Here is a 17,404-nt window from a genome sequence, read left to right as displayed (position 1 = left end):
GCGGAGAGCGTATTCAGACCGGTCGGCTCGCTTTACTGTTCGAGCGTGTCGGCCAGGAGCTGGTTAACGATCAGCGATCAGAGTGGACGGGCGCGAACCCCATCCGCGAAGGAAGCGAGCCACGATGACCAACCAGTCGGTAACCAATGGATAGCCACAGACGAAAGTGGCGCCGCCGGACTTGGGGGAAGTCCGGCGGCGCCTACTCGAAGCGCGGCTCGCAGGGGGGTTCGAGCCGCGATGCGGGACAGCACTTGGGGGGAGTAGCTGACCCATTGCCGATCGTACGCCCGGAGCGCGATATCTGGCGATTTTCGTCACCTAATCGACATGTCAGGCCAGCAAAACCGGCAAATAGCCCGTAGATCGCGGCTGAATCGCGCAGGCTGCCCGCCCCGGATTGCGGAACTCGTCCGATCAGCCCTGCGTGAGCAGGCTCCGGAACCGCGACCGCTTGGTCGCGGGCAGCGCCGCGCCGCCCGGCCGGACCCGCGGCGCCCGCAGCCGGACCAGCCGGTCGAACTCGTCGGCGCCGCGCGGCGGGGTGCCGAGCAGCCCGGCGTTGAAGTCCGCCGCGAGCTGCCGCACCGTCTCCTGCGCGCAGGACTTGTTGGTGCCGATGAACCCGGTCGGGCCGCGTTTGATCCAGCCGGTGACGTAGCTGCCGGTGACCGGCGCCCCGCCCGGCTCGGAGAGCACCCGGCCCGCCGCGTTCGGCACGACCCCGCGCACCTCGTCGAAGGGCAGCCCCGGCACCGCGACACCCTTGTACCCGACCGAGGTGAGCACCAGCCCGGCGTCGAGCCGCTCGACCTCGCCGGTGGGCACCGCGGCCACCCGGCCGTCGGCGCCGGTGGCCAGCGCGGTGCGGGCGAGCTCGAGCCCGGTGACCCGGTCGGTGCCGACGATCTCGGTGGGCGCGGCGAGGTAGCGGAAGACGATCCGCCGCCGCGCGCCGACCGGGCGCTTCGCCACCTCGTGCAGCAGCCGCAGCTTCTGCTCGACCCGGTACGGCAGCTCCGGTGTGATCGGCGGCAGCTCGCCGTCGATCACGATGTCCACGTCGGCGCCGAGCAGCCCGACGAACTCCGGGACGGTGAAGGCGGACTCGGCCGGGCCGCGCCTGCCGAGCACCACCACCTCCTCGATCCTGCTCTCGCGCAGCGCGCGCAGGGCGTACGGCGCGATGTCGGTGGCGGCGAGCGTCTCCGGGTCGGCGGTGAGAATCCGCGCGACATCGAGCGCCACATTGCCGTTGCCGACGATCACCGCGCGCCGCTGGTCCAGGTCGAACCCGGCGTGCGCGTGGTCGGGGTGGCCGTTGTACCAGGCCACGAAGTCGGTGGCGGAGACGGCGCCGGGCAGCCCCTCCCCCGCAATCCCGAGCTTGCGGTCGGTGGAGGCGCCGACGGCGTAGATCACCGCGTGGAAGTGGTCGCGGAGCTCGTCCGGGGCGATGTCGGCGCCGATGTCGACGTTCAGGTAGGAGCCGAAGCCCGGCTGCGCGGAGATCACGTCGAAGAGCGCGCTCACCTGCCTGGTCCTGGCGTGGTCCGGCGCGACGCCGTGCCTGGCGAGGCCGTACGGCACCGGCAGCCGGTCCAGCACCGTCACCGCGACGTCCGGCTGCGTGAGCAGCTCGTCGGCCGCGTACATGGCGGACGGGCCGGAGCCGACGATCGCCACCCGCAGCGGGCTGCGCTCGGTCTCGATCCGCGCGGCCGGCACCGGCCGGGCCAGCAGCGGGCGCGGCCGGGCCTGCCGGTAGAAGTCCGCGTTGATCTCGATGAACGGCTGCTGCTCCGGCGTCAGCTTCTTGCTGGAGGTGATGGCGTCCACCGGGCAGGCCGAGGCGCAGGCGCCGCAGTCGACGCAGGCGGCCGGGTCGACGTAGAGCATCTCCGCGGTGGCGAAGTCCGGCTCGTCCGGCGTCGGGTGGATGCAGTTCACCGGGCAGGCGTAGACGCAGGAGGCGTCGCTGCAGCAGGACTGGGTGACGACGTAGGGCATCTCAGGCGGTCTTCACCAGGCGCAGCGGCTCGGAGCGGAACCGGGTCACGTGGCCGTTCATGCCGAGCGCCTTCCACAGCCGCCGGGAGATCGGGTTCATCATGCCGATCTTCTCGGCCAGCATCCGGACGTCGCCGAAGTAGTCGGCGAAGACCTTCTTGGCCTCGTCGGAGCCGTAGAACAGCTCCTTGCGCACCGACTCCGGCACGTCGAACTCGTCGAAGAAGGTGCGCGGCGGGGTCGCGATGGCGCGGCCGAGGATCCACATGATCAGCGGCATGGCCAGCGAGAGCACGAAGCGCTGGCGCGCGTTGCGCTCCGGCACGTGCTGCTCGAGGAACTCGTGCGCGAAGGAGATGTGCCGCGCCTCCTCGGCGATGTGGATCGCCATCACGCCGCGCATGATCGGGTGGATGTCGTCGGTGGAGCGCAGGATGTCCTTCTGGATGTGGTCGATCGGCTCCTCGCCGGCCAGCACCGCCATGAAGAACAGGTTCGGGAAGTTCACCGCGACCGGCACCGCGAGGTGCCGCAGCTGGCGGACCAGCGGGCCCATGCCGGGCACGTCGACGCCGATCCGGTTCACCATCTCCTGGAACATCAGGGTGTGGTTGTGCTCCTCGATCATCTCGTGGGAGCAGTAGCGGAACTCCGGCGAGCCGTTCGGCAGCCCGAAGACGTGCTGCATCATGCCGCTGATCAGGATGGCCTCGAACTGCAGCCCGACCTTGGCGATGTTGGCCTGGCGGTACTTGCCGATCTCGATCTGCCGCTCCTTCGGGAGCGCCAGGTACCACGGGTGCCTGCCGAGCGGGTCGGCGGAGGGCGGCAGGATCCAGCGCTCCTCGCCGGTGTCGGCGGCGAAATCCGGGTTGTCCCAGTCGATGTCGGTGAAGGGGTCGAAGTTCTTGTTGACCGACCCTTCCGACAACAGCAGCAGCTTCGCGGCGTATTCGTCGGCCCGGGCGAGGTCGGTATCCGCGAAGGGCTTCTCGGCTGTCGACATCGTCGTCACTGCCTCTCGTAGTCGGCTTTAACTGTTCCCCATGGTTACACCTACACGCGGTAACGTCAACCTGCCGACAGCAGAGGGGCGGGGTACGTCATGACGTACCCCGCCCCGCGCCGCGAAATCGCGTCCTAGATCTCCGGAATCCGGGTCGCCCGGACGTAGACCGTCTCGCCGTCGGCCAGGCGGAGGGCCTCGGCGTCGCCCCTGGTCACCTGGGCGGCGAAGAGGTCGCCGGTGGCGGCGTTGCGGAGCTCGACCCTGACCTCGAAGCCGAGGCGGACCACCCGCTCGACGGTGGCGCGGGTGACGCCGGCGGACTCGGCGGTGCCCTCGTTCTCGGCGTGCGCCATCCCCGGGTCGCGGCCGACCCGGATGTCGTGCGGGCGCACCAGGTGGCCGTTGAGCCGGGCCACCTCGCCGAGGAAGGACATGACGAACTCGTTGGCGGGCCGGTCGTAGACGTCCTCGGGGCTGCCGACCTGCTCGATCCGGCCCTTGTTCATAACCGCGATCCGGTCGGCGACGTCCAGCGCCTCCTCCTGGTCGTGCGTGACCAGGACCGTGGTCACGTGCACCTCCTCGTGCAGCCGGCGCAGCCACTTGCGCAGGTCGGCGCGGACCTTGGCGTCCAGCGCGCCGAACGGCTCGTCCAGCAGCAGCACCTTGGGGTCGACGGCGAGCGCGCGGGCCAGCGCCATCCGCTGCCGCTGCCCGCCGGAGAGCTGCGCCGGGTAGCGGTGCTGGAAGCCGTCCAGCCCGACGATGCCGAGCAGCTCGTCCACCCGCTTGCTGATCTCGGCCTTCGGCCGCTTGCGGATGGTCAGCCCGAAGGCCACGTTGTCGCGCACCGTCATGTGCTTGAAGGCGGCGTAGTGCTGGAACACGAAGCCGATGTCGCGCTTCTGCGGCGGGATCCGGGTGACGTCGCGGTCGGCGATCACCACCATGCCGGAGTCGAGCGACTCCAGCCCGGCGATCGAGCGCAGCAGCGTCGACTTGCCGGAGCCGGAGGGGCCGAGCAGCGCGGTGAGTTCCCCGGAGGGGATCTCCAGCGTGACGTCGTCCAGCGCGGCGAACGTGCCGTAGTGCTTGTTCGCGTTGGTTACGGTGATCGTCATCGGGAGCTCCGCTTGCGGTCGAGGAGGGTCATGAGCAGCAGGGTGATCAGGGCGAGCGCCATCAGGACGGTGGCGGCGGAGTAGGCGCCGAACACGTTGTGGTCGTTGATGTAGCGGCCGTGCACCAGCAGGGTCAGGGTGAGCGACTTGCCCGGCAGCGCGGAGGAGACCATGATCACCGCGCCGAACTCGCCGAGCGAGCGGGCGACGGTGAGCACGACGCCGTAGGTCAGCCCCCAGCGGATGGCGGGCAGCGTGATCCGCCAGAAGGTCTGCCAGCCGTTGGCGCCGAGCGTGGCCGCCGCCTGCTCCTGCTCGTCGCCGATCTCGCGGAGCACCGGCTCCACCTCGCGCACCACGAACGGCAGCGTCACGAAGATGGTCGCGATCACCATGCCCGGTAGCGCGAAGATGACGGTGATGCCGATGTTCGCCAGCCCGCCGAACCAGCCGCCGACGCCCCAGAGCAGGATCAGCGAGACGCCGACCACCACCGGCGAGACCGCGAACGGCAGGTCGACGATGCCCTGCACCAGGCTGCGCCCGGGGAACCGGCCGCGCACCAGCGCCAGCGCGGTGACGATGCCGAAGACGACGTTCACCGGAACCACGATCACCAGGATGATCAGCGAGAGCTGGAACGCCGAGATCGCGGCCGGGGTCGTCACCGACTCGAAGAACGTCACGATGCCGCGTTCGAAGGTGCGCCACAGAATGACCAGCAGCGGCAGCACCAGCAGCACGAACAGGTAGCCGAGCGCGATCACGCGCAGCGTGAGCCGCGCCGGGAAGGAGAGTTTCATCGGCTCGCCGCCTCCCGCCGGGAGCTGCGCTCGGCCAGCAGGCGGAGCAGCAGCAGCGACGCGAACGAGATCGCGAGCAGCGCCACCGACACCGCGGCCGCGTTCACCTGCCGGTCGATCTCGATCTGCTTCTGGATGTACTGCGACGCCATCTCGGTCTTGCGCGGGATGTTGCCGCCGATCAGCACCACCGAGCCGTACTCGCCGATGGCGCGGGCGAAGGCGAGGCCGCCGCCGCTGAGCACCGCGGGGGTGAGCGTCGGCAGCACGATCCGCCGGAACGTGGTCCAGTTGCTCGCGCCGAGGGAGAGCGCGGCCTGCTCCACCTCGCGGTCGGCCTCGATCAGCACCGGCTGCACCGCGCGCACCACGAATGGCAGCGTCACGAAGGCCAGCGCGACGACGAGGCCGGGCTGGGTGGCGTTGAGGTGGATGTCGACCGGGCTCTCCGGGCCGTACAGCGAGAGCAGCACGATGCTGGCCACGATGGTCGGCAGCGCGAACGGCAGGTCGATCAGCGCGTTGACCGCGCCCTTGCCGGGGAAGTCGTCGCGGACCAGGACCCAGGCCACCAGCGTGCCCATCACCACGTTGAGCACGGCGACGATCACCGAGACGATCACGGTGATGCGCAGCGAGTCCAGCGCGGCGGGGGCCGTCACCGCGTCCCAGAAACCGGACCAGCCGTGCTCGAACGAGGTCACGGTGAGCGCCGCCAGCGGCAGCACCACGATGATGCTGAGCCACAGCACCGCGGTGCCGATGCCGAGCGGGCCGATCGACCCGGTCACCTTCAGCCAGGAGAGGTCGCGCCGCGGCTTCGCGGGCGCGGTATCGGTGCGCACCGCCGGCCCCGACGCGGGGGCGGGCGCACTGTCGGGAACACCGGAGCCGGGCTCGCGCCCGGCTCCGGATGCATTGCTCTCGGTCACGATCGTCCAGTATCCCGTGTGCTCCGAGTCACGGCGTCACTTGGTCGCGTTGTCGTAGATGACGGCGACCTTGCCGGTCTCGGCGGTGAACAGCTCCTTGTCGACGGCCTTCCAGCCACCGAGGTCGGCGATCGTCCACTCCTTCGCCGGGGTGGGGAAATCGGCCTTGAACTCGGCCGCGACCGCCGGGTCGACCGGGCGGAAGCCGGCCTGGCCCCAGGCGCGCTGCCCCTCGGTGGTGAACTGGAAGTCGCGGAACGCCTTCGCCTTCTCCAGGTTCGGGCTGTTCTTCAGCACCGCGATCGGGTTCTCGATCTTGAAGGTGACCGGCGGGATCACGTGCTCGATCCGGTCGCCGTTGCGCTCGGAGAAGATGGCCTCGTTCTCGTAGCTCAGCAGCACGTCACCGGTGCCCTGCAGAAAGGTCTCGGTCGCCTCGCGGCCGGACTTCGGCTGCACCTTCACGTGCTCCGGCGAGACCAGCTGCGACAGGTAGTCCAGCCCGGCCTGCGGGTTCTTGCCGCCGTCGGACTTGGCGGCGTAGGGGGCGAGCAGGTTCCACTTGGCCGAGCCCGAGCTGAACGGGTTCGGGGTGACCACCTCGACGCCCGGCTTCAGCAGGTCGTCCCAGTCCTTGATGCCCTTGGGGTTGCCCTCGCGCACCACGATGGCGACCACGGAGCCGAACGGGATGCCCTTGTCCGCGCCCGCGTTCCAGCTCGCGTCGACCAGCCCGGCGTCGACCAGGCGGGTGATGTCGGGCTCCACCGAGAAGTTCACCACGTCGGCGGCGGCGCCGTCCTTGACCTTGCGGGACTGGTCGCCCGAGGCGCCGTAGGACTGCTGGACCTGCACGCCCTTGCCCGCGTCGGTCTTGTTGAACTCGGGGATCACCTTGTCGAAGCCGGGCTTCGGCACGGCGTAGGCGTAGAGGTTCAGCGTGCCACCGCTGCCGTCGGCGCCCCCGCCTTCGGTGGAATCGCTCGCGCCGCCACCGCAGGCGGTGAGCGCGACGGCGGCGAGCGCCGTGAGGGCGATCGCGAGCGGCTTGCGACGGGACCGGGTACGACCGGCGAACAACGACCTGCGAGACATCGCTGGACCTTCCTGTGTGATCCACCGCGACGGGGTTGCTTGGGTGCGGTGGACATCCGAGACGGCGCGCCGGATCGCACAACGATCCGTTGATTCTCGGAGCCCCGTCGCCGGATGCGCGCCGGTTCATCGAACGGACGCGACGGTGACCCCGCAGATCACCGACAGAGGATATCGGCGACCGCGAGGTTGCCGACAGCGATCAACGCCAATTCATGGCGGACCAGCGGGACGGCACTCGGAGACACGGGCAGACTGTATCAGAGCGTCGATAGCTATTCGATTCGAACGAGTGGGCGGGAAGTAGCCGGTCAGCGAGTTACCAGCCAGGCGACGACGATCAGCACCAGCAGCGCGACCAGGGCCAGCTGCACCCGTGAGCGCGGCATCAGCGCACCCCGGCCGGGGCGGAGGCGCCCGGCGTCTCCCCCGGCTCCGGCTTGCCGTCCCGGCCGAGCAGGTGCAGCACGGCGCGCAGCGTGCGGTCGAGCCCCATGGCGATGGCGACGCTGATCGGCACCATGCCGAGCAGGACGACGACGAACTGCGGGATGAACGGCAGCCCCGCCACCCAGAGTTCGAACCCGTCCCACCAGCCTGCGATCTGCTCCACGCCCCCACCCTAGTGGTCGCGGCCGGTACCGGGAACGACCCGGCATGATGGGGGGATGGCGCCGACCGATCACCCCGACCAGACCGCGCTCAGCGATTCGCCCCCGGCCGCGGCCCTGCCTGCCGGGGCGATCGGCGGTGAGGTGCCGCTGCTCAGCCCGACCACCGAGGCCAGGCGCTACGGCGCCTACCCGCCGATCGACGACTACGCCTTCCTCAGCGACTGCGAGACCACCTGCCTGATCGCCAGCAACGGCGCGGTGGAGTGGATGTGCGTGCCGCGCCCGGACTCGCCGAGCATCTTCGGCGCCATGCTGGACCGCAGCGCCGGGCACTTCCGGATCGGGCCGTACGGCCGCAACGTCCCCGCCGCCAGGCGCTACCTGCCCGGCGGCATGATCCTGGAGACCACCTGGCAGACCGAGACCGGCTGGCTCATCGTCCGGGACGCGCTGGTGCTCGGGCCGTGGCACAACAACGACCAGCGCAGCCGCACGCACCGGCGCACCCCGATGGACTGGGACGCCGAGCACATGCTGCTGCGCACGGTGAAGTGCGTGAACGGCACCGTCGAGCTGGAGATGAGCTGCGAACCCGCCTTCGACTACCACCGGGCCGCCGCGCGCTGGGAGTACACCGGCAAGGTCTACGAGGAGGCGACCGCGACCATGGCCGCCGACCCGGAGGCGGGGCCGACGCTGACGCTCACCTCCGACCTGCGGCTCGGGCTGGAGGGCAGGGAGGCGCGGGCGCGGACCAGGATGGTCGAGGGCGACGAGGTCTTCGTCGCGCTCACCTGGTCGGAGCTGCCCGCGCCGAAGAGCTTCGCCGAGGCGGCGGAGAAGATGTGGGCCACCGTCGAGTGCTGGCGGCAGTGGGTCACGCTCGGCAAGTTCCCCGACCACCCGTGGCGCAACTACCTGCAGCGCAGCGCGCTCACGCTGAAGGGGCTCACCTACGCCCCGACCGGCGCGCTGATGGCAGCCGCCACCACCTCGCTGCCGGAAACCCCCGGCGGCGAACGCAACTGGGACTACCGCTACAGCTGGGTGCGCGATTCCAGCTTCGCGCTGTGGGGGCTCTACACCCTCGGGCTCGATCGCGAGGCCGACGATTTCTTCGCCTTCCTCAACGACGTCGCCACCGGCCCGGACGGCGAACCCGTTCCGCTGCAGGTGCTCTACGGCATCGGCGGCGAGCTGGAGATCAGCGAGAGCACCCTCGACCACCTGTCCGGGTACGACTGCGCCCGCCCGGTGCGGGTCGGCAACGCCGCCTACGACCAGGTGCAGCACGACATCTGGGGCACCATGCTGGACTCGGTGTACCTGCACGTGCGCTCCAGGCAGCAGGTGCCGGAGACGCTTTGGCCGCTGCTGGAGCGGCAGGTGCGGGCCGCCGTCGAGCACTGGCGGCAGCCGGACCGCGGGATCTGGGAGGTGCGCGGCGAGCCGCAGCACTTCACCTCGTCCAAGATCATGTGCTGGGTGGCGCTCGACCGCGGCGCGCGCCTGGCCGAGCTGCACGGCCAGGCCGAGCACGCCACCGAGTGGTTCGGCATCGCCGAGGAGATCAAGGCCGACGTGCTGGCCGGCGGCGTGAACGCCGACGGCGTGCTCACCCAGGCCTACGGCAGCGACACCCTGGACGCCTCGCTGCTGCTCGCGGTGCTCGTCCGCTTCCTGCCCCCGGACGACGAGCGGATCCGGGCCACCGTGCTCGCCATCGCCGACCGGCTCACCGTGAACGGGCTGGTGCTGCGGTACGACACCGAAACCACCGACGACGGCCTCTCCGGCGAGGAGGGTTCCTTTGCCATCTGCTCGTTCTGGCTGGTCTCGGCGCTGGTGGAGATCGGCGAGCTGGAGCGGGCCAAGCACCTCTGCGAGCGGCTGCTCGGGCTGGCCAGCCCGCTGCGGCTCTACGCGGAGGAGATCGACCCGCGCAGCGGCAGGCACCTCGGCAACTTCCCGCAGGCCTTCACCCACCTGGCGCTGATCAACGCGGTCACGCACGTGATCCGGGCGGAGCAGAGCCGCGACGCCGGATACTTCCAGCCCGCGCACTCCCCGCCCGCGCAGGCGCGCTGACCGGCGGATGGCGCGAGCACCGGGTTAGAAGGGCGTGAGCGCTTCGGCCCGGCCGCGCACGCCGCGCAGTTCGTCGAGGTGCCGCTCCAGCTCGGCGAGGCGCTCCGCGCGCCGATGGCCGTAGCGGCCGTCGGCCTCCGAGGCCACCCGCAGCACCTCGTCGGCGCCGCGGAGCACCTCCGTGGCCAGCTCGGTGAAGTGGTCGCGCAGCGCGCGCTGCACCGCGCGCAGCCGGTTCCTGGATTCCTTGCCGACCTGGAACACCACGTCGTCCATGAGCCGGGATACCGCCACCTTCGCCTCGGCGCGGCGGCGCTGCTTGCGCGCCTTGCGGTCGTCCCAGAGCGCGTTCACGCCGAGCAGTACGCCCGCGCCCGCCGAGTACCAGTTCACCAGCGACATGCCGAGCAGGCTGGTGGCGAGGCCGACCATCAGGATGCCGCCGTAGGAGCCGCGCAGCGCGGAGAGGAACTGCTGGGTGACGCCGGGCTTGCCGCTCTCCAGCGGCTCCAGCGGCGCCACCTCCTCCAGCACCTCGCCGGGGTTGGCCAGCCGCAGGTCGGGCAGCGGCGGCATCCGGTGGTGCGCCGGGAACCTCCCCGCCACCTGCTCGCACAGCTCCACCGAGCGGTAGTGCGCGACCACGAAGTTCTCCTCGACCGCCTCGCAGATCCTGGCGTCCAGGTCGGCGGCGAACTCCTTCCAGCGCGTGGCCGGGTCGCTCTCGGTGATCTCGGCCTCGGCGTCGCGCACCAGGCTGCGCAGCCGGTGCCGCAGGTCGTGCTCGATATCGGCCATCAGCTCGGTGCTGCCGTCCACCAGCGTCACCTGCCAGTTGGCGGTGCGCTGCCGGAGCTGGTCGGCCTCGTCCCTGGCCAGGGATAGTCGCCGGGTGATCTCGGCGCGCCTGCGCGGGTCGCGCAGCGTCTCCTGCTCGGTGCGCAGCGAGCCCTCGAGGTGTCCGGCGATCAGCCGGATGTCGCCGATGGCGGCGTCCCGCGCCACCACGTCGGCGCGGGCGACGACGAAGTCGCGCAGGTGGTCGACGAGCTGCGGCAGCCCGGACTCGATGTCGCGGTGGTAGTCGCCGTCGGCGACCGCGTCCAGGTGCAGCTGCGCGGAGATCGGGGCGACCGCGAGGCCGAGCCCGGCCGAGTCGAGCAGGTCCCGGTTCCGCTGCTGCACATTCGACCAGTGCGGGTACTGGTCGATCTTGGTGAGCACGCAGATGACGGTCGGGCAGACCCGGTGGATGCGGTCGAGCCGCTCCAGCTGCTCGGCGTCGAACTCGGCGCCCGCGTCGGTCACGTAGAGCACCGCGTCGGCGGCGGCGATCATCGACCAGGAGATGTGGTCGTCGCCGGTCGAGCCGGGCGCGTCCATCAGGACGATGCCGTCGGCAAGGAACGGGCTCGGCTCGGTGTACTCGATCCGGACGACGCCGTCGGTGGCAGCCAGTGCGGCGCCAGCGGCGCGCGGGTCGATCGGGGTGCGCTCGGTGCGCCCCGGCGCGGTCGACTTGACCAGCGTCGCAGCCGATTCCAGGCCGTACTCGACGATCACCGGGACGCCGTTGCCTTCGGTGACGCTCACCGGGGCCCCGATCAGGCTGTTCACCACGGTGCTCATCCCGGATCTGGGCCGGCCGACCACGACCAGCCGCACCCGCGGATCGCTGAGCTTGGCCAGCGCCATGCCGATGCGGCCGTTCAGATCCTCGCGCCCCGCGAACCGGGCCGTCTCCCTGAGATCCTCGAGGATCCGGATGAGCGGCGCCATGACCTCCGGATTCTTCGCCGTCGCGGCCTCAAGCCCGGCTACGGCAGACAAGCCGGTCTCCTCACTCTCGATCGTCGCGATGCCGACCGGCGCCGCGATGTTTCCAGCCATAGTGGTGCATCGGACCGCCGTTCGCAGCGGCGCGGTACGAAACCGCTCGGTCCGGCTCCCGGCGCGGCACGCCTACAGCAGCGCGCCGTGGTGGTCGTCGGGCAGCGGGTGCAGCGGGTGCAGCGGGTGCAGCGGGTCACCGTAGCCGAACCCGGCCGCGGTGCCGAACTCGCTGGCCGCCAGCGTGTGCGGAGCGTGATCGGTCAGCGCGGGCAGCTGCCACCAGTGCGAGTGGCCGTCGTCCGCGATGCCCTGCGCGCTCGGCTTCGGCTGGGTGGCCGGGTTCGGCGGCGCCGGGATGGACGGATTGTCCACGGTCGGAAGGGTACCGGGCTGATCGGCGGCAGGCGGCTTGACGCCGGTCGGCGCCGGAGTGGCAGGCAGGTCGACGGTGGGCGCCGAACCGGTGCCCGGTCCGCCGCTGTCGCCGCCCGCGGTGGGGCTTCCGGTGCCGGGCGAGCCGGTCTGGCCGCCGCCCGTGGTGGGGCGGCCCGGCTCCGGCTGCTGGTCCGGGGTGCTCGGCCGGGTCGGGGCTTCGGGGCGGGTGGTCGGCGCGGTCGGCGCCGTGCTGCCCGCGCCGCCGCCGGGGGTGGTGGCGTCGACGCTCGGGGCGGTGCTGCCCTGACTCGGGCGGGTGGGGTCGGTGTCGCCGGTCGGCGGGGTCCGGGTGACGGTGACGTCCGGGAGCGTGGTCGGCGCGGGCTTGGTGGTCACGCCGGTCTCGGCGCCGGGCCTGGTGGGCGGGGTGCTCGGCTCGGCCGATGGCACCTGCACCGTGGTCCGGGTGACCGTGGTGGGCAGCCCGGTGCCGGGGGCGGCCGGATCCGGGTGCGGCGCGGTGTGATCGGTGCCGACGGGGGTGCTCGGCTCCGGGCGCAGCGGCGGCTGCACCACGGCCGGGAAGAGCAGCGGCAGGTCGGCGGCGGGCGCGGTGAGCGGCGACGGTCCAGGCGGCGGCGCGAGCACGTTGGCGATCGGGGTGCTCGCGGCATCCGGCTGGATGGTGGTCTGCAGCGGGGTCGCGGCCACCACCGGCGGCGCGACGACGACGGGGGCGACGGCGACCGGCACCGCGGCGGGTGCGACCGGCGCGGGCTGCGGCGCGGGCGCGACGGCGGCCTGGACCGGCGACGGCCCGAAGCCCGGGCTCGCCGGGGCGCCGGAGCCGCCGAGCCCGGAGTTCAGCCCGGATCCGCTCGCCCCCGGCAGCGCGCCCTCGGTGCCGGTGCGCCCGCTACCGGGCGTGGAGCCGAGCCACTCGCCGAAGCGGTCGAGCTGGTCGCCGATGCCGGTGCCCGCGGCGGTCTGCACCGTGACCCCGGCGGAGCCCTCCACCCGCAGATCGGTGTAGAGGTAGGCGCCCTGCGGCCCGAGCCCGAAGTCGACGGTGAAGTGGGTGTCGATCTCCGCCCCCGCCTCGACGCCGAGGTAGACGCCGAACGGGTCGCTGCCGATCCCGTCGAAGAGCCCGCCGCCGAAACTCGTTCCCGGGGTGCCGGAGTCGTGGTGCTCGTGGACGCCGTCCTCGGTGCGCACCGCGTCGGCGTCCGACATCCGGGTCAGGCCGAGCGGATCCGCTCCCGGCGCGGTGAAAGTGATGTCGCCCGTGCCGAATCCGTGCCCGGCCTGGCCGAGGCCGTGGGCGGGGAGACCGAAACCGTCGGCCTGGTCGTCGTCGTCGGGCCCGCCGCCGATCCCCTCCCACCAGCTCGGCATCTCGGGCGCCTGGAAGAGCGGCGTTCCGGTGCCCGGCAGCTCGAACTCGTGCCCGGACCAGCCCGGGGTCGGGCCGACCGCGGCGCTGTCCCAGCCGGGGGTCAACGGGATCTGGCCTGCGCCCGGCGCGTGGCCGACGTCGACCCCCGGCGTCGTCGCACCCTCCCAGCCCGGGGTGGGCGGGATGCCGGCGACCATGCTGTCGGCGCCGGGCGGCGTGCCGAAGCGGAGCCCGGGCACGGGCAGCGTGGCCTCGGTCGCCGGGAACGGCGCGGGCGCGTTCGGGCCCGGGTGCGCGACCGGCTGCGGCGCGGTGCCCGCCGGACCCGGGTCCGGAAAGGTCAGTACCGGGCTCGGGACGTCGGGATCCGGGTCGCTGCTCCGGGCCCAGCCCGCGTTCCAGCTGTCCAGGTGCTGCTCCGACCCCGGCTGGGCCGGAACGCCGCCGCCATTGGCGGCGACCAGTGCGCCGCCGGTGACGTAGGCGCCCGCGCGCGCGGTGCGCGCGACGCCGTTGGCCACACGGTATGCGGTATCCCCGCCCCCGCGCTCCCCCGTCTCGTCGCCGTCGAAGGGCAGATCACGCGTCATTGAAGCTCCAGCTCTCGATTTCCTGCGGCGCACCACACCGGGCGTCCCGCGGAGTCGGCCCCACCTTATTTCGCGGGCCCGGAGCTGTCATATTCTCCGCCGCTCGCAGCGCTCGGTTGTGGTGAGCACCCCTACCTTGCCAAAGGCGGGAGTTGAACGAAAGCCCCGTTTCACACGGGATTACCGGACCGCCGGTACGAAGCTACTTCTTGTCCTTCGGTTTGTCCGCCGCGGCGTCCGACGAGAGCGCGGCGACGAAGGCCTCCTGCGGCACCTCGACCCGGCCGATCGTCTTCATCCGCTTCTTGCCTTCCTTCTGCTTCTCCAGCAGCTTGCGCTTGCGGCTGATGTCGCCGCCGTAGCACTTGGCCAGCACGTCCTTGCGGATGGCCCTGATGTTCTCGCGCGCGATGATCTTCGCGCCGATGGCCGCCTGGATCGGCACCTCGAACTGCTGCCGCGGGATGAGCTCGCGCAGCTTGGTGGTCATCTTGTGGCCGTACGCCTGCGCGGCGTCCCGGTGCACGATGGCGCTGAACGCGTCCACCGCCTCGCCCTGCAGCAGGATGTCCACCTTGACCAGCTGCGACACCTGCTCGCCCGACTCCTCGTAGTCGAGGCTGGCGTAGCCGCGGGTGCGCGACTTCAGCGAGTCGAAGAAGTCGAAGATGATCTCCGCCATGGGCAGCGTGTAGCGCAGCTCCACCCTGGTCTCGGAGAGGTAGTCCATCCCGCCCAGCTCGCCGCGGCGGGCCTGGCACAGCTCCATGATCGAGCCGATGAATTCGCTCGGCGAGATGATGGTGCACTTCACCACCGGCTCGTACACCGAGCGCACCTTGCCCTCCGGCCAGAAGGACGGGTTGGTCACCACCTGCTCGGCGCCGTCCTCCATCTCCACCCGGTACACCACGTTCGGCGCGGTGGAGATCAGCTCCAGGTCGAACTCGCGCTGCAGCCGCTCGCGGGTGATCTCCATGTGCAGCAGCCCGAGGAAGCCACAGCGGAAGCCGAAGCCGAGCGCCACCGACGTCTCCGGGGCGAAGGTCAGCGCGGCATCGTTGAGCTGCAGCTTCTCCAGCGCGTCGCGCAGGTTCGGGTAGTCCGAGCCGTCCACCGGGTAGAGCCCGGAGTAGACCATCGGGCGCGGCTCGCGGTAGCCGGTGAGCGGGTCTGCGGCGCCGTTGCGGGCCGCGGTGACGGTATCGCCGACCTTGGACTGCCGCACGTCCTTCACGCCGGTGATCAGGTACCCCACCTCGCCGACGCCGAGCCCGGCGGTGGCCTTCGGCTCCGGCGAGACGATGCCGATCTCCAGCAGCTCGTGGGTGGCCCCGGTGGACATCATCTTGATCTTCTCGCGCGGGATCAGCTTGCCGTCCACCACGCGCACGTAGGTGACGACGCCGCGGTAGGTGTCGTAGACGGAGTCGAAGATCATGGCGCGCGCGGGGGCGTCCGCCTGCCCCTGCGGCGCGGGAATCGTCCGGACCACCTCGTCCAGCAGCTCCGGCACGCCGATCCCGGTCTTACCGGAGACCCGGAGCACGTCGCCGGGCTCGCAGCCGATGATGTGCGCGATCTCGGCGGCGTAGCGGTCCGGGTCGGCGGCGGGCAGGTCGATCTTGTTCAGCACCGGGATGACCGTCAGGTCCTTGTCCAGCGCCAGGTACAGGTTCGCCAGCGTCTGCGCCTCGATGCCCTGCGCGGCGTCGACCAGCAGCACCGCGCCCTCGCAGGCCTCGAGTGCGCGCGACACCTCGTAGGTGAAGTCGACGTGGCCTGGGGTGTCGATCAGGTGCATGACGTAGTCGGTGCCGTCCAATTGCCACGGCAGCCGGACGTTCTGCGCCTTGATGGTGATCCCGCGCTCGCGCTCGATGTCCATCCGATCGAGGTACTGCGCGCGCATCTGCCGCTCCTCGACCACTCCGGTGAGCTGCAGCATCCGATCGGCCAGCGTCGACTTGCCGTGATCGATGTGGGCGATGATGCAGAAGTTCCGGATCCTGGACGGATCGGTGAACGTGGTGTCGGCGAAGCTGGCGGGCACTCCACTCCTCGGCTCTGGGCTGGGGGAACGGGCACCATCGTCCCACGAGTGCGGTGGAGCCCCCGCCGGCGGTTCGTTATTCTTCCCGGATGGCCCGCACGTGGAACTCCATCGGCAAGCAGCTCGGCATCATCGCGAAGCAGCAGGGCCCGAAGATCGTCCGGCAGCACGGACCGAAAATCGCGGAGCGGCTGCTCGGTTCACTCTCCGGTGCTCGGCGCAAGAACGTCTCGGTGCGACCCACCGCCTCGGTGCCGGTGCCGACCGCGGAGCGCGCGCGGCAGGTCGTCTACGCCCCGCAGCTGGACGGCCGCGCCGACCCCGGCGAGATCGTCTGGACCTGGGTGCCCTTCGAGGAGGACCCGAGCAACGGCAAGGACCGCCCGGTGCTTGTGGTCGGCCGGGACCGGCGCACGCTGCTCGGGCTGATGCTCTCCTCGAAGGCCGAGCGCGCGCACGATTCGGACTGGATCGGCATCGGCAGCGGCAACTGGGACCACGACGGCAGGCCGAGCTGGGTCCGGCTGGACCGGGTGCTCGACGTGCCGGAGGACGGGATCAGGCGCGAGGGCGCGGTGCTCGCCCGCAAGACCTTCGACCTGGTCGCGCACCGGCTGGTCGCCGAGTACGGCTGGCACTGAGCCCGTTCGCTCAGGAGATCATGTCCCGCGAGCGGCCGAAGAGCAGCCCGTACAGCAGCGCGCCGAGCACCCCGCCGAGCAGCGGGAACACGATGAACGCCCAGAGCTGCCCCATCGCGCCGTCCTGGTACGGCGCGACCGCGATGCTGCGCGCCGGGTTCACCGAGGTGTTGTCCACCGGGATCGAGATCAGGTGGATCACGGCGAGGGTGAAGCCGATGGAGATGCCCGCCAGCGGCAGGTCGGAGAGCTGGTCGGTGGAGGCAAGCACCACGAACACCAGCAGCGCCGTGAGCATCACCTCGACGATGATCGTCGCGGCCAGGCCGTAGCCGTCCTCGATCACCACCATGCCGAGCGGGCCGGTGGTGGCCGACGGGCTGTGCGCGCCCCAGCCGTTGGCGCCGAGGCCGTCGGCGGCGCGGTCGTAACTGGGCAGGTTCTTCGCCAGCGCGAAGAGCACCAGCCCGGCCAGCAGCCCGCCGATCAGCTGGGCGATCCAGTACCCGACCGCGCTGACCACGCCGAGCCTGCCGAGCAGCAGTTGCCCGAGGGTCACCGCGGGGTTCACGTGGCAACCGGAGATCGGCCCGATCGCGTAGACCAGGAAAAGCAGGGTGAGTCCGAAGGCGAGCGCGACCCCCAGCGCGCCGACCCGCTGACCGGCCAGCACAGCGGTGCCGACACCGCCGATCACCAGGATGAAGGTGCCGAACGCCTCGGCACCCCACTTCTTCACATCGGGAATCGGCCGCTGCTCGACTACTTCTTCGACGATTTCCTGCGCCGTGGGAGACATACCGCCACCTCGTGCTTCCAGAGGAAACTGCATATTTGCTGA

14 protein-coding genes are annotated in these 17,404 nt (G+C 71.2%); 2 read left to right on the top strand and 12 right to left on the bottom strand.

The window, feature by feature from the left end; translation table 11 throughout:
- Positions 1-417: 417 nt before the first annotated feature.
- The 8 genes from LTT61_RS25460 to LTT61_RS25430 form a co-directional block, all read right to left on the bottom strand.
- Positions 418-2,010: a 4Fe-4S binding protein gene (locus LTT61_RS25460; protein ID WP_233016555.1), complete on the bottom strand. Its 1,593-nt coding sequence runs from the start codon at positions 2,008-2,010 to the stop codon at positions 418-420.
- A gap of 1 nt (position 2,011) precedes the next feature.
- Positions 2,012-3,016 carry an AurF N-oxygenase family protein gene (locus LTT61_RS25455; protein ID WP_233016554.1) on the bottom strand — a complete coding sequence of 335 codons (1,005 nt, stop codon included), beginning with the start codon at positions 3,014-3,016 and terminating at the stop codon, positions 2,012-2,014.
- Positions 3,017-3,150: 134 nt separating this feature from the next.
- A complete protein-coding gene (locus LTT61_RS25450) occupies positions 3,151-4,140 on the bottom strand; it encodes a sulfate/molybdate ABC transporter ATP-binding protein (RefSeq protein WP_233016553.1) in 990 nt (329 codons plus the stop codon).
- Positions 4,137-4,943 carry a sulfate ABC transporter permease subunit CysW gene (cysW, locus tag LTT61_RS25445; protein ID WP_233016552.1) on the bottom strand — a complete coding sequence of 269 codons (807 nt, stop codon included), beginning with the start codon at positions 4,941-4,943 and terminating at the stop codon, positions 4,137-4,139. The genes LTT61_RS25450 and cysW overlap by 4 nt, the downstream gene beginning before the upstream one ends.
- A complete protein-coding gene (gene cysT, locus LTT61_RS25440) occupies positions 4,940-5,788 on the bottom strand; it encodes a sulfate ABC transporter permease subunit CysT (RefSeq protein ID WP_420094829.1) in 849 nt (282 codons plus the stop codon). The genes cysW and cysT overlap by 4 nt, the downstream gene beginning before the upstream one ends.
- 123 nt (positions 5,789-5,911) lie before the next feature.
- Positions 5,912-6,970, bottom strand: a complete 1,059-nt coding sequence (locus tag LTT61_RS25435) for a sulfate ABC transporter substrate-binding protein (protein ID WP_233016551.1) — start codon at positions 6,968-6,970, stop codon at positions 5,912-5,914.
- A gap of 158 nt (positions 6,971-7,128) precedes the next feature.
- Positions 7,129-7,218 (bottom strand): Ms4533A family Cys-rich leader peptide, encoded by a 90-nt coding sequence (locus LTT61_RS32825; RefSeq protein ID WP_332909208.1) that lies wholly within the window; start codon positions 7,216-7,218, stop codon positions 7,129-7,131.
- Positions 7,219-7,358: 140 nt separating this feature from the next.
- The gene (locus LTT61_RS25430; RefSeq protein WP_233016550.1) at positions 7,359-7,583 is read right to left on the bottom strand and encodes a hypothetical protein; all 225 of its coding nucleotides are present in this window, start codon (positions 7,581-7,583) and stop codon (positions 7,359-7,361) included.
- A gap of 55 nt (positions 7,584-7,638) precedes the next feature.
- Between LTT61_RS25430 and LTT61_RS25425 the strand changes: the two genes are divergently transcribed.
- Positions 7,639-9,672: a glycoside hydrolase family 15 protein gene (locus LTT61_RS25425; RefSeq protein WP_233016549.1), complete on the top strand. Its 2,034-nt coding sequence runs from the start codon at positions 7,639-7,641 to the stop codon at positions 9,670-9,672.
- A gap of 24 nt (positions 9,673-9,696) precedes the next feature.
- Here the strand turns inward: LTT61_RS25425 and LTT61_RS25420 are convergent, their stop codons facing one another.
- The 3 genes from LTT61_RS25420 to lepA form a co-directional block, all read right to left on the bottom strand.
- A complete protein-coding gene (locus LTT61_RS25420) occupies positions 9,697-11,562 on the bottom strand; it encodes a dynamin family protein (protein ID WP_233016548.1) in 1,866 nt (621 codons plus the stop codon).
- A gap of 72 nt (positions 11,563-11,634) precedes the next feature.
- Complete coding sequence (locus LTT61_RS25415) at positions 11,635-13,869, bottom strand: hypothetical protein (protein WP_233016547.1); 2,235 nt, start codon at positions 13,867-13,869, stop codon at positions 11,635-11,637.
- A gap of 202 nt (positions 13,870-14,071) precedes the next feature.
- Entirely contained in the window at positions 14,072-15,922 is a 1,851-nt protein-coding gene (gene lepA, locus LTT61_RS25410; RefSeq protein WP_233016546.1) for a translation elongation factor 4, read from the bottom strand.
- Between the two features lie 89 nt (positions 15,923-16,011).
- Here lepA and LTT61_RS25405 point away from each other — a divergent pair, with 89 nt between their 5' ends.
- Complete coding sequence (locus tag LTT61_RS25405; RefSeq protein WP_233016545.1) at positions 16,012-16,563, top strand: type II toxin-antitoxin system PemK/MazF family toxin; 552 nt, start codon at positions 16,012-16,014, stop codon at positions 16,561-16,563.
- A 10-nt stretch (positions 16,564-16,573) separates the two neighbouring features.
- Here the strand turns inward: LTT61_RS25405 and LTT61_RS25400 are convergent, their stop codons facing one another.
- Positions 16,574-17,362: an aquaporin gene (locus LTT61_RS25400; RefSeq protein ID WP_233016544.1), complete on the bottom strand. Its 789-nt coding sequence runs from the start codon at positions 17,360-17,362 to the stop codon at positions 16,574-16,576.
- Positions 17,363-17,404: the final 42 nt, after the last annotated feature.

It is taken from the genome of Nocardia asteroides (assembly GCF_021183625.1).
Lineage (GTDB): Bacteria > Actinomycetota > Actinomycetes > Mycobacteriales > Mycobacteriaceae > Nocardia > Nocardia asteroides_A.
The sequence above is the reverse complement of the archived record's forward strand: the minus strand, read 5'-3'. Positions and strand labels throughout refer to the sequence as shown.

What these genes read in the sequence shown, in the direction of transcription:
- LTT61_RS25415 (WP_233016547.1), bottom strand. Translation starts at nt 13,869, where the DNA reads ATGACGCGTGATCTGCCCTTCGACGGCGACGAGACGGGGGAGCGCGGG.
- LTT61_RS25425 (WP_233016549.1), top strand. Translation starts at nt 7,639, where the DNA reads ATGGCGCCGACCGATCACCCCGACCAGACCGCGCTCAGCGATTCGCCC.
- cysW (WP_233016552.1), bottom strand. Translation starts at nt 4,943, where the DNA reads ATGAAACTCTCCTTCCCGGCGCGGCTCACGCTGCGCGTGATCGCGCTC.
- LTT61_RS25450 (WP_233016553.1), bottom strand. Translation starts at nt 4,140, where the DNA reads ATGACGATCACCGTAACCAACGCGAACAAGCACTACGGCACGTTCGCC.
- LTT61_RS25435 (WP_233016551.1), bottom strand. Translation starts at nt 6,970, where the DNA reads ATGTCTCGCAGGTCGTTGTTCGCCGGTCGTACCCGGTCCCGTCGCAAG.
- LTT61_RS25420 (WP_233016548.1), bottom strand. Translation starts at nt 11,562, where the DNA reads ATGGCTGGAAACATCGCGGCGCCGGTCGGCATCGCGACGATCGAGAGT.
- LTT61_RS25400 (WP_233016544.1), bottom strand. Translation starts at nt 17,362, where the DNA reads ATGTCTCCCACGGCGCAGGAAATCGTCGAAGAAGTAGTCGAGCAGCGG.
- LTT61_RS25460 (WP_233016555.1), bottom strand. Translation starts at nt 2,010, where the DNA reads ATGCCCTACGTCGTCACCCAGTCCTGCTGCAGCGACGCCTCCTGCGTC.
- LTT61_RS25455 (WP_233016554.1), bottom strand. Translation starts at nt 3,016, where the DNA reads ATGTCGACAGCCGAGAAGCCCTTCGCGGATACCGACCTCGCCCGGGCC.
- LTT61_RS25405 (WP_233016545.1), top strand. Translation starts at nt 16,012, where the DNA reads ATGGCCCGCACGTGGAACTCCATCGGCAAGCAGCTCGGCATCATCGCG.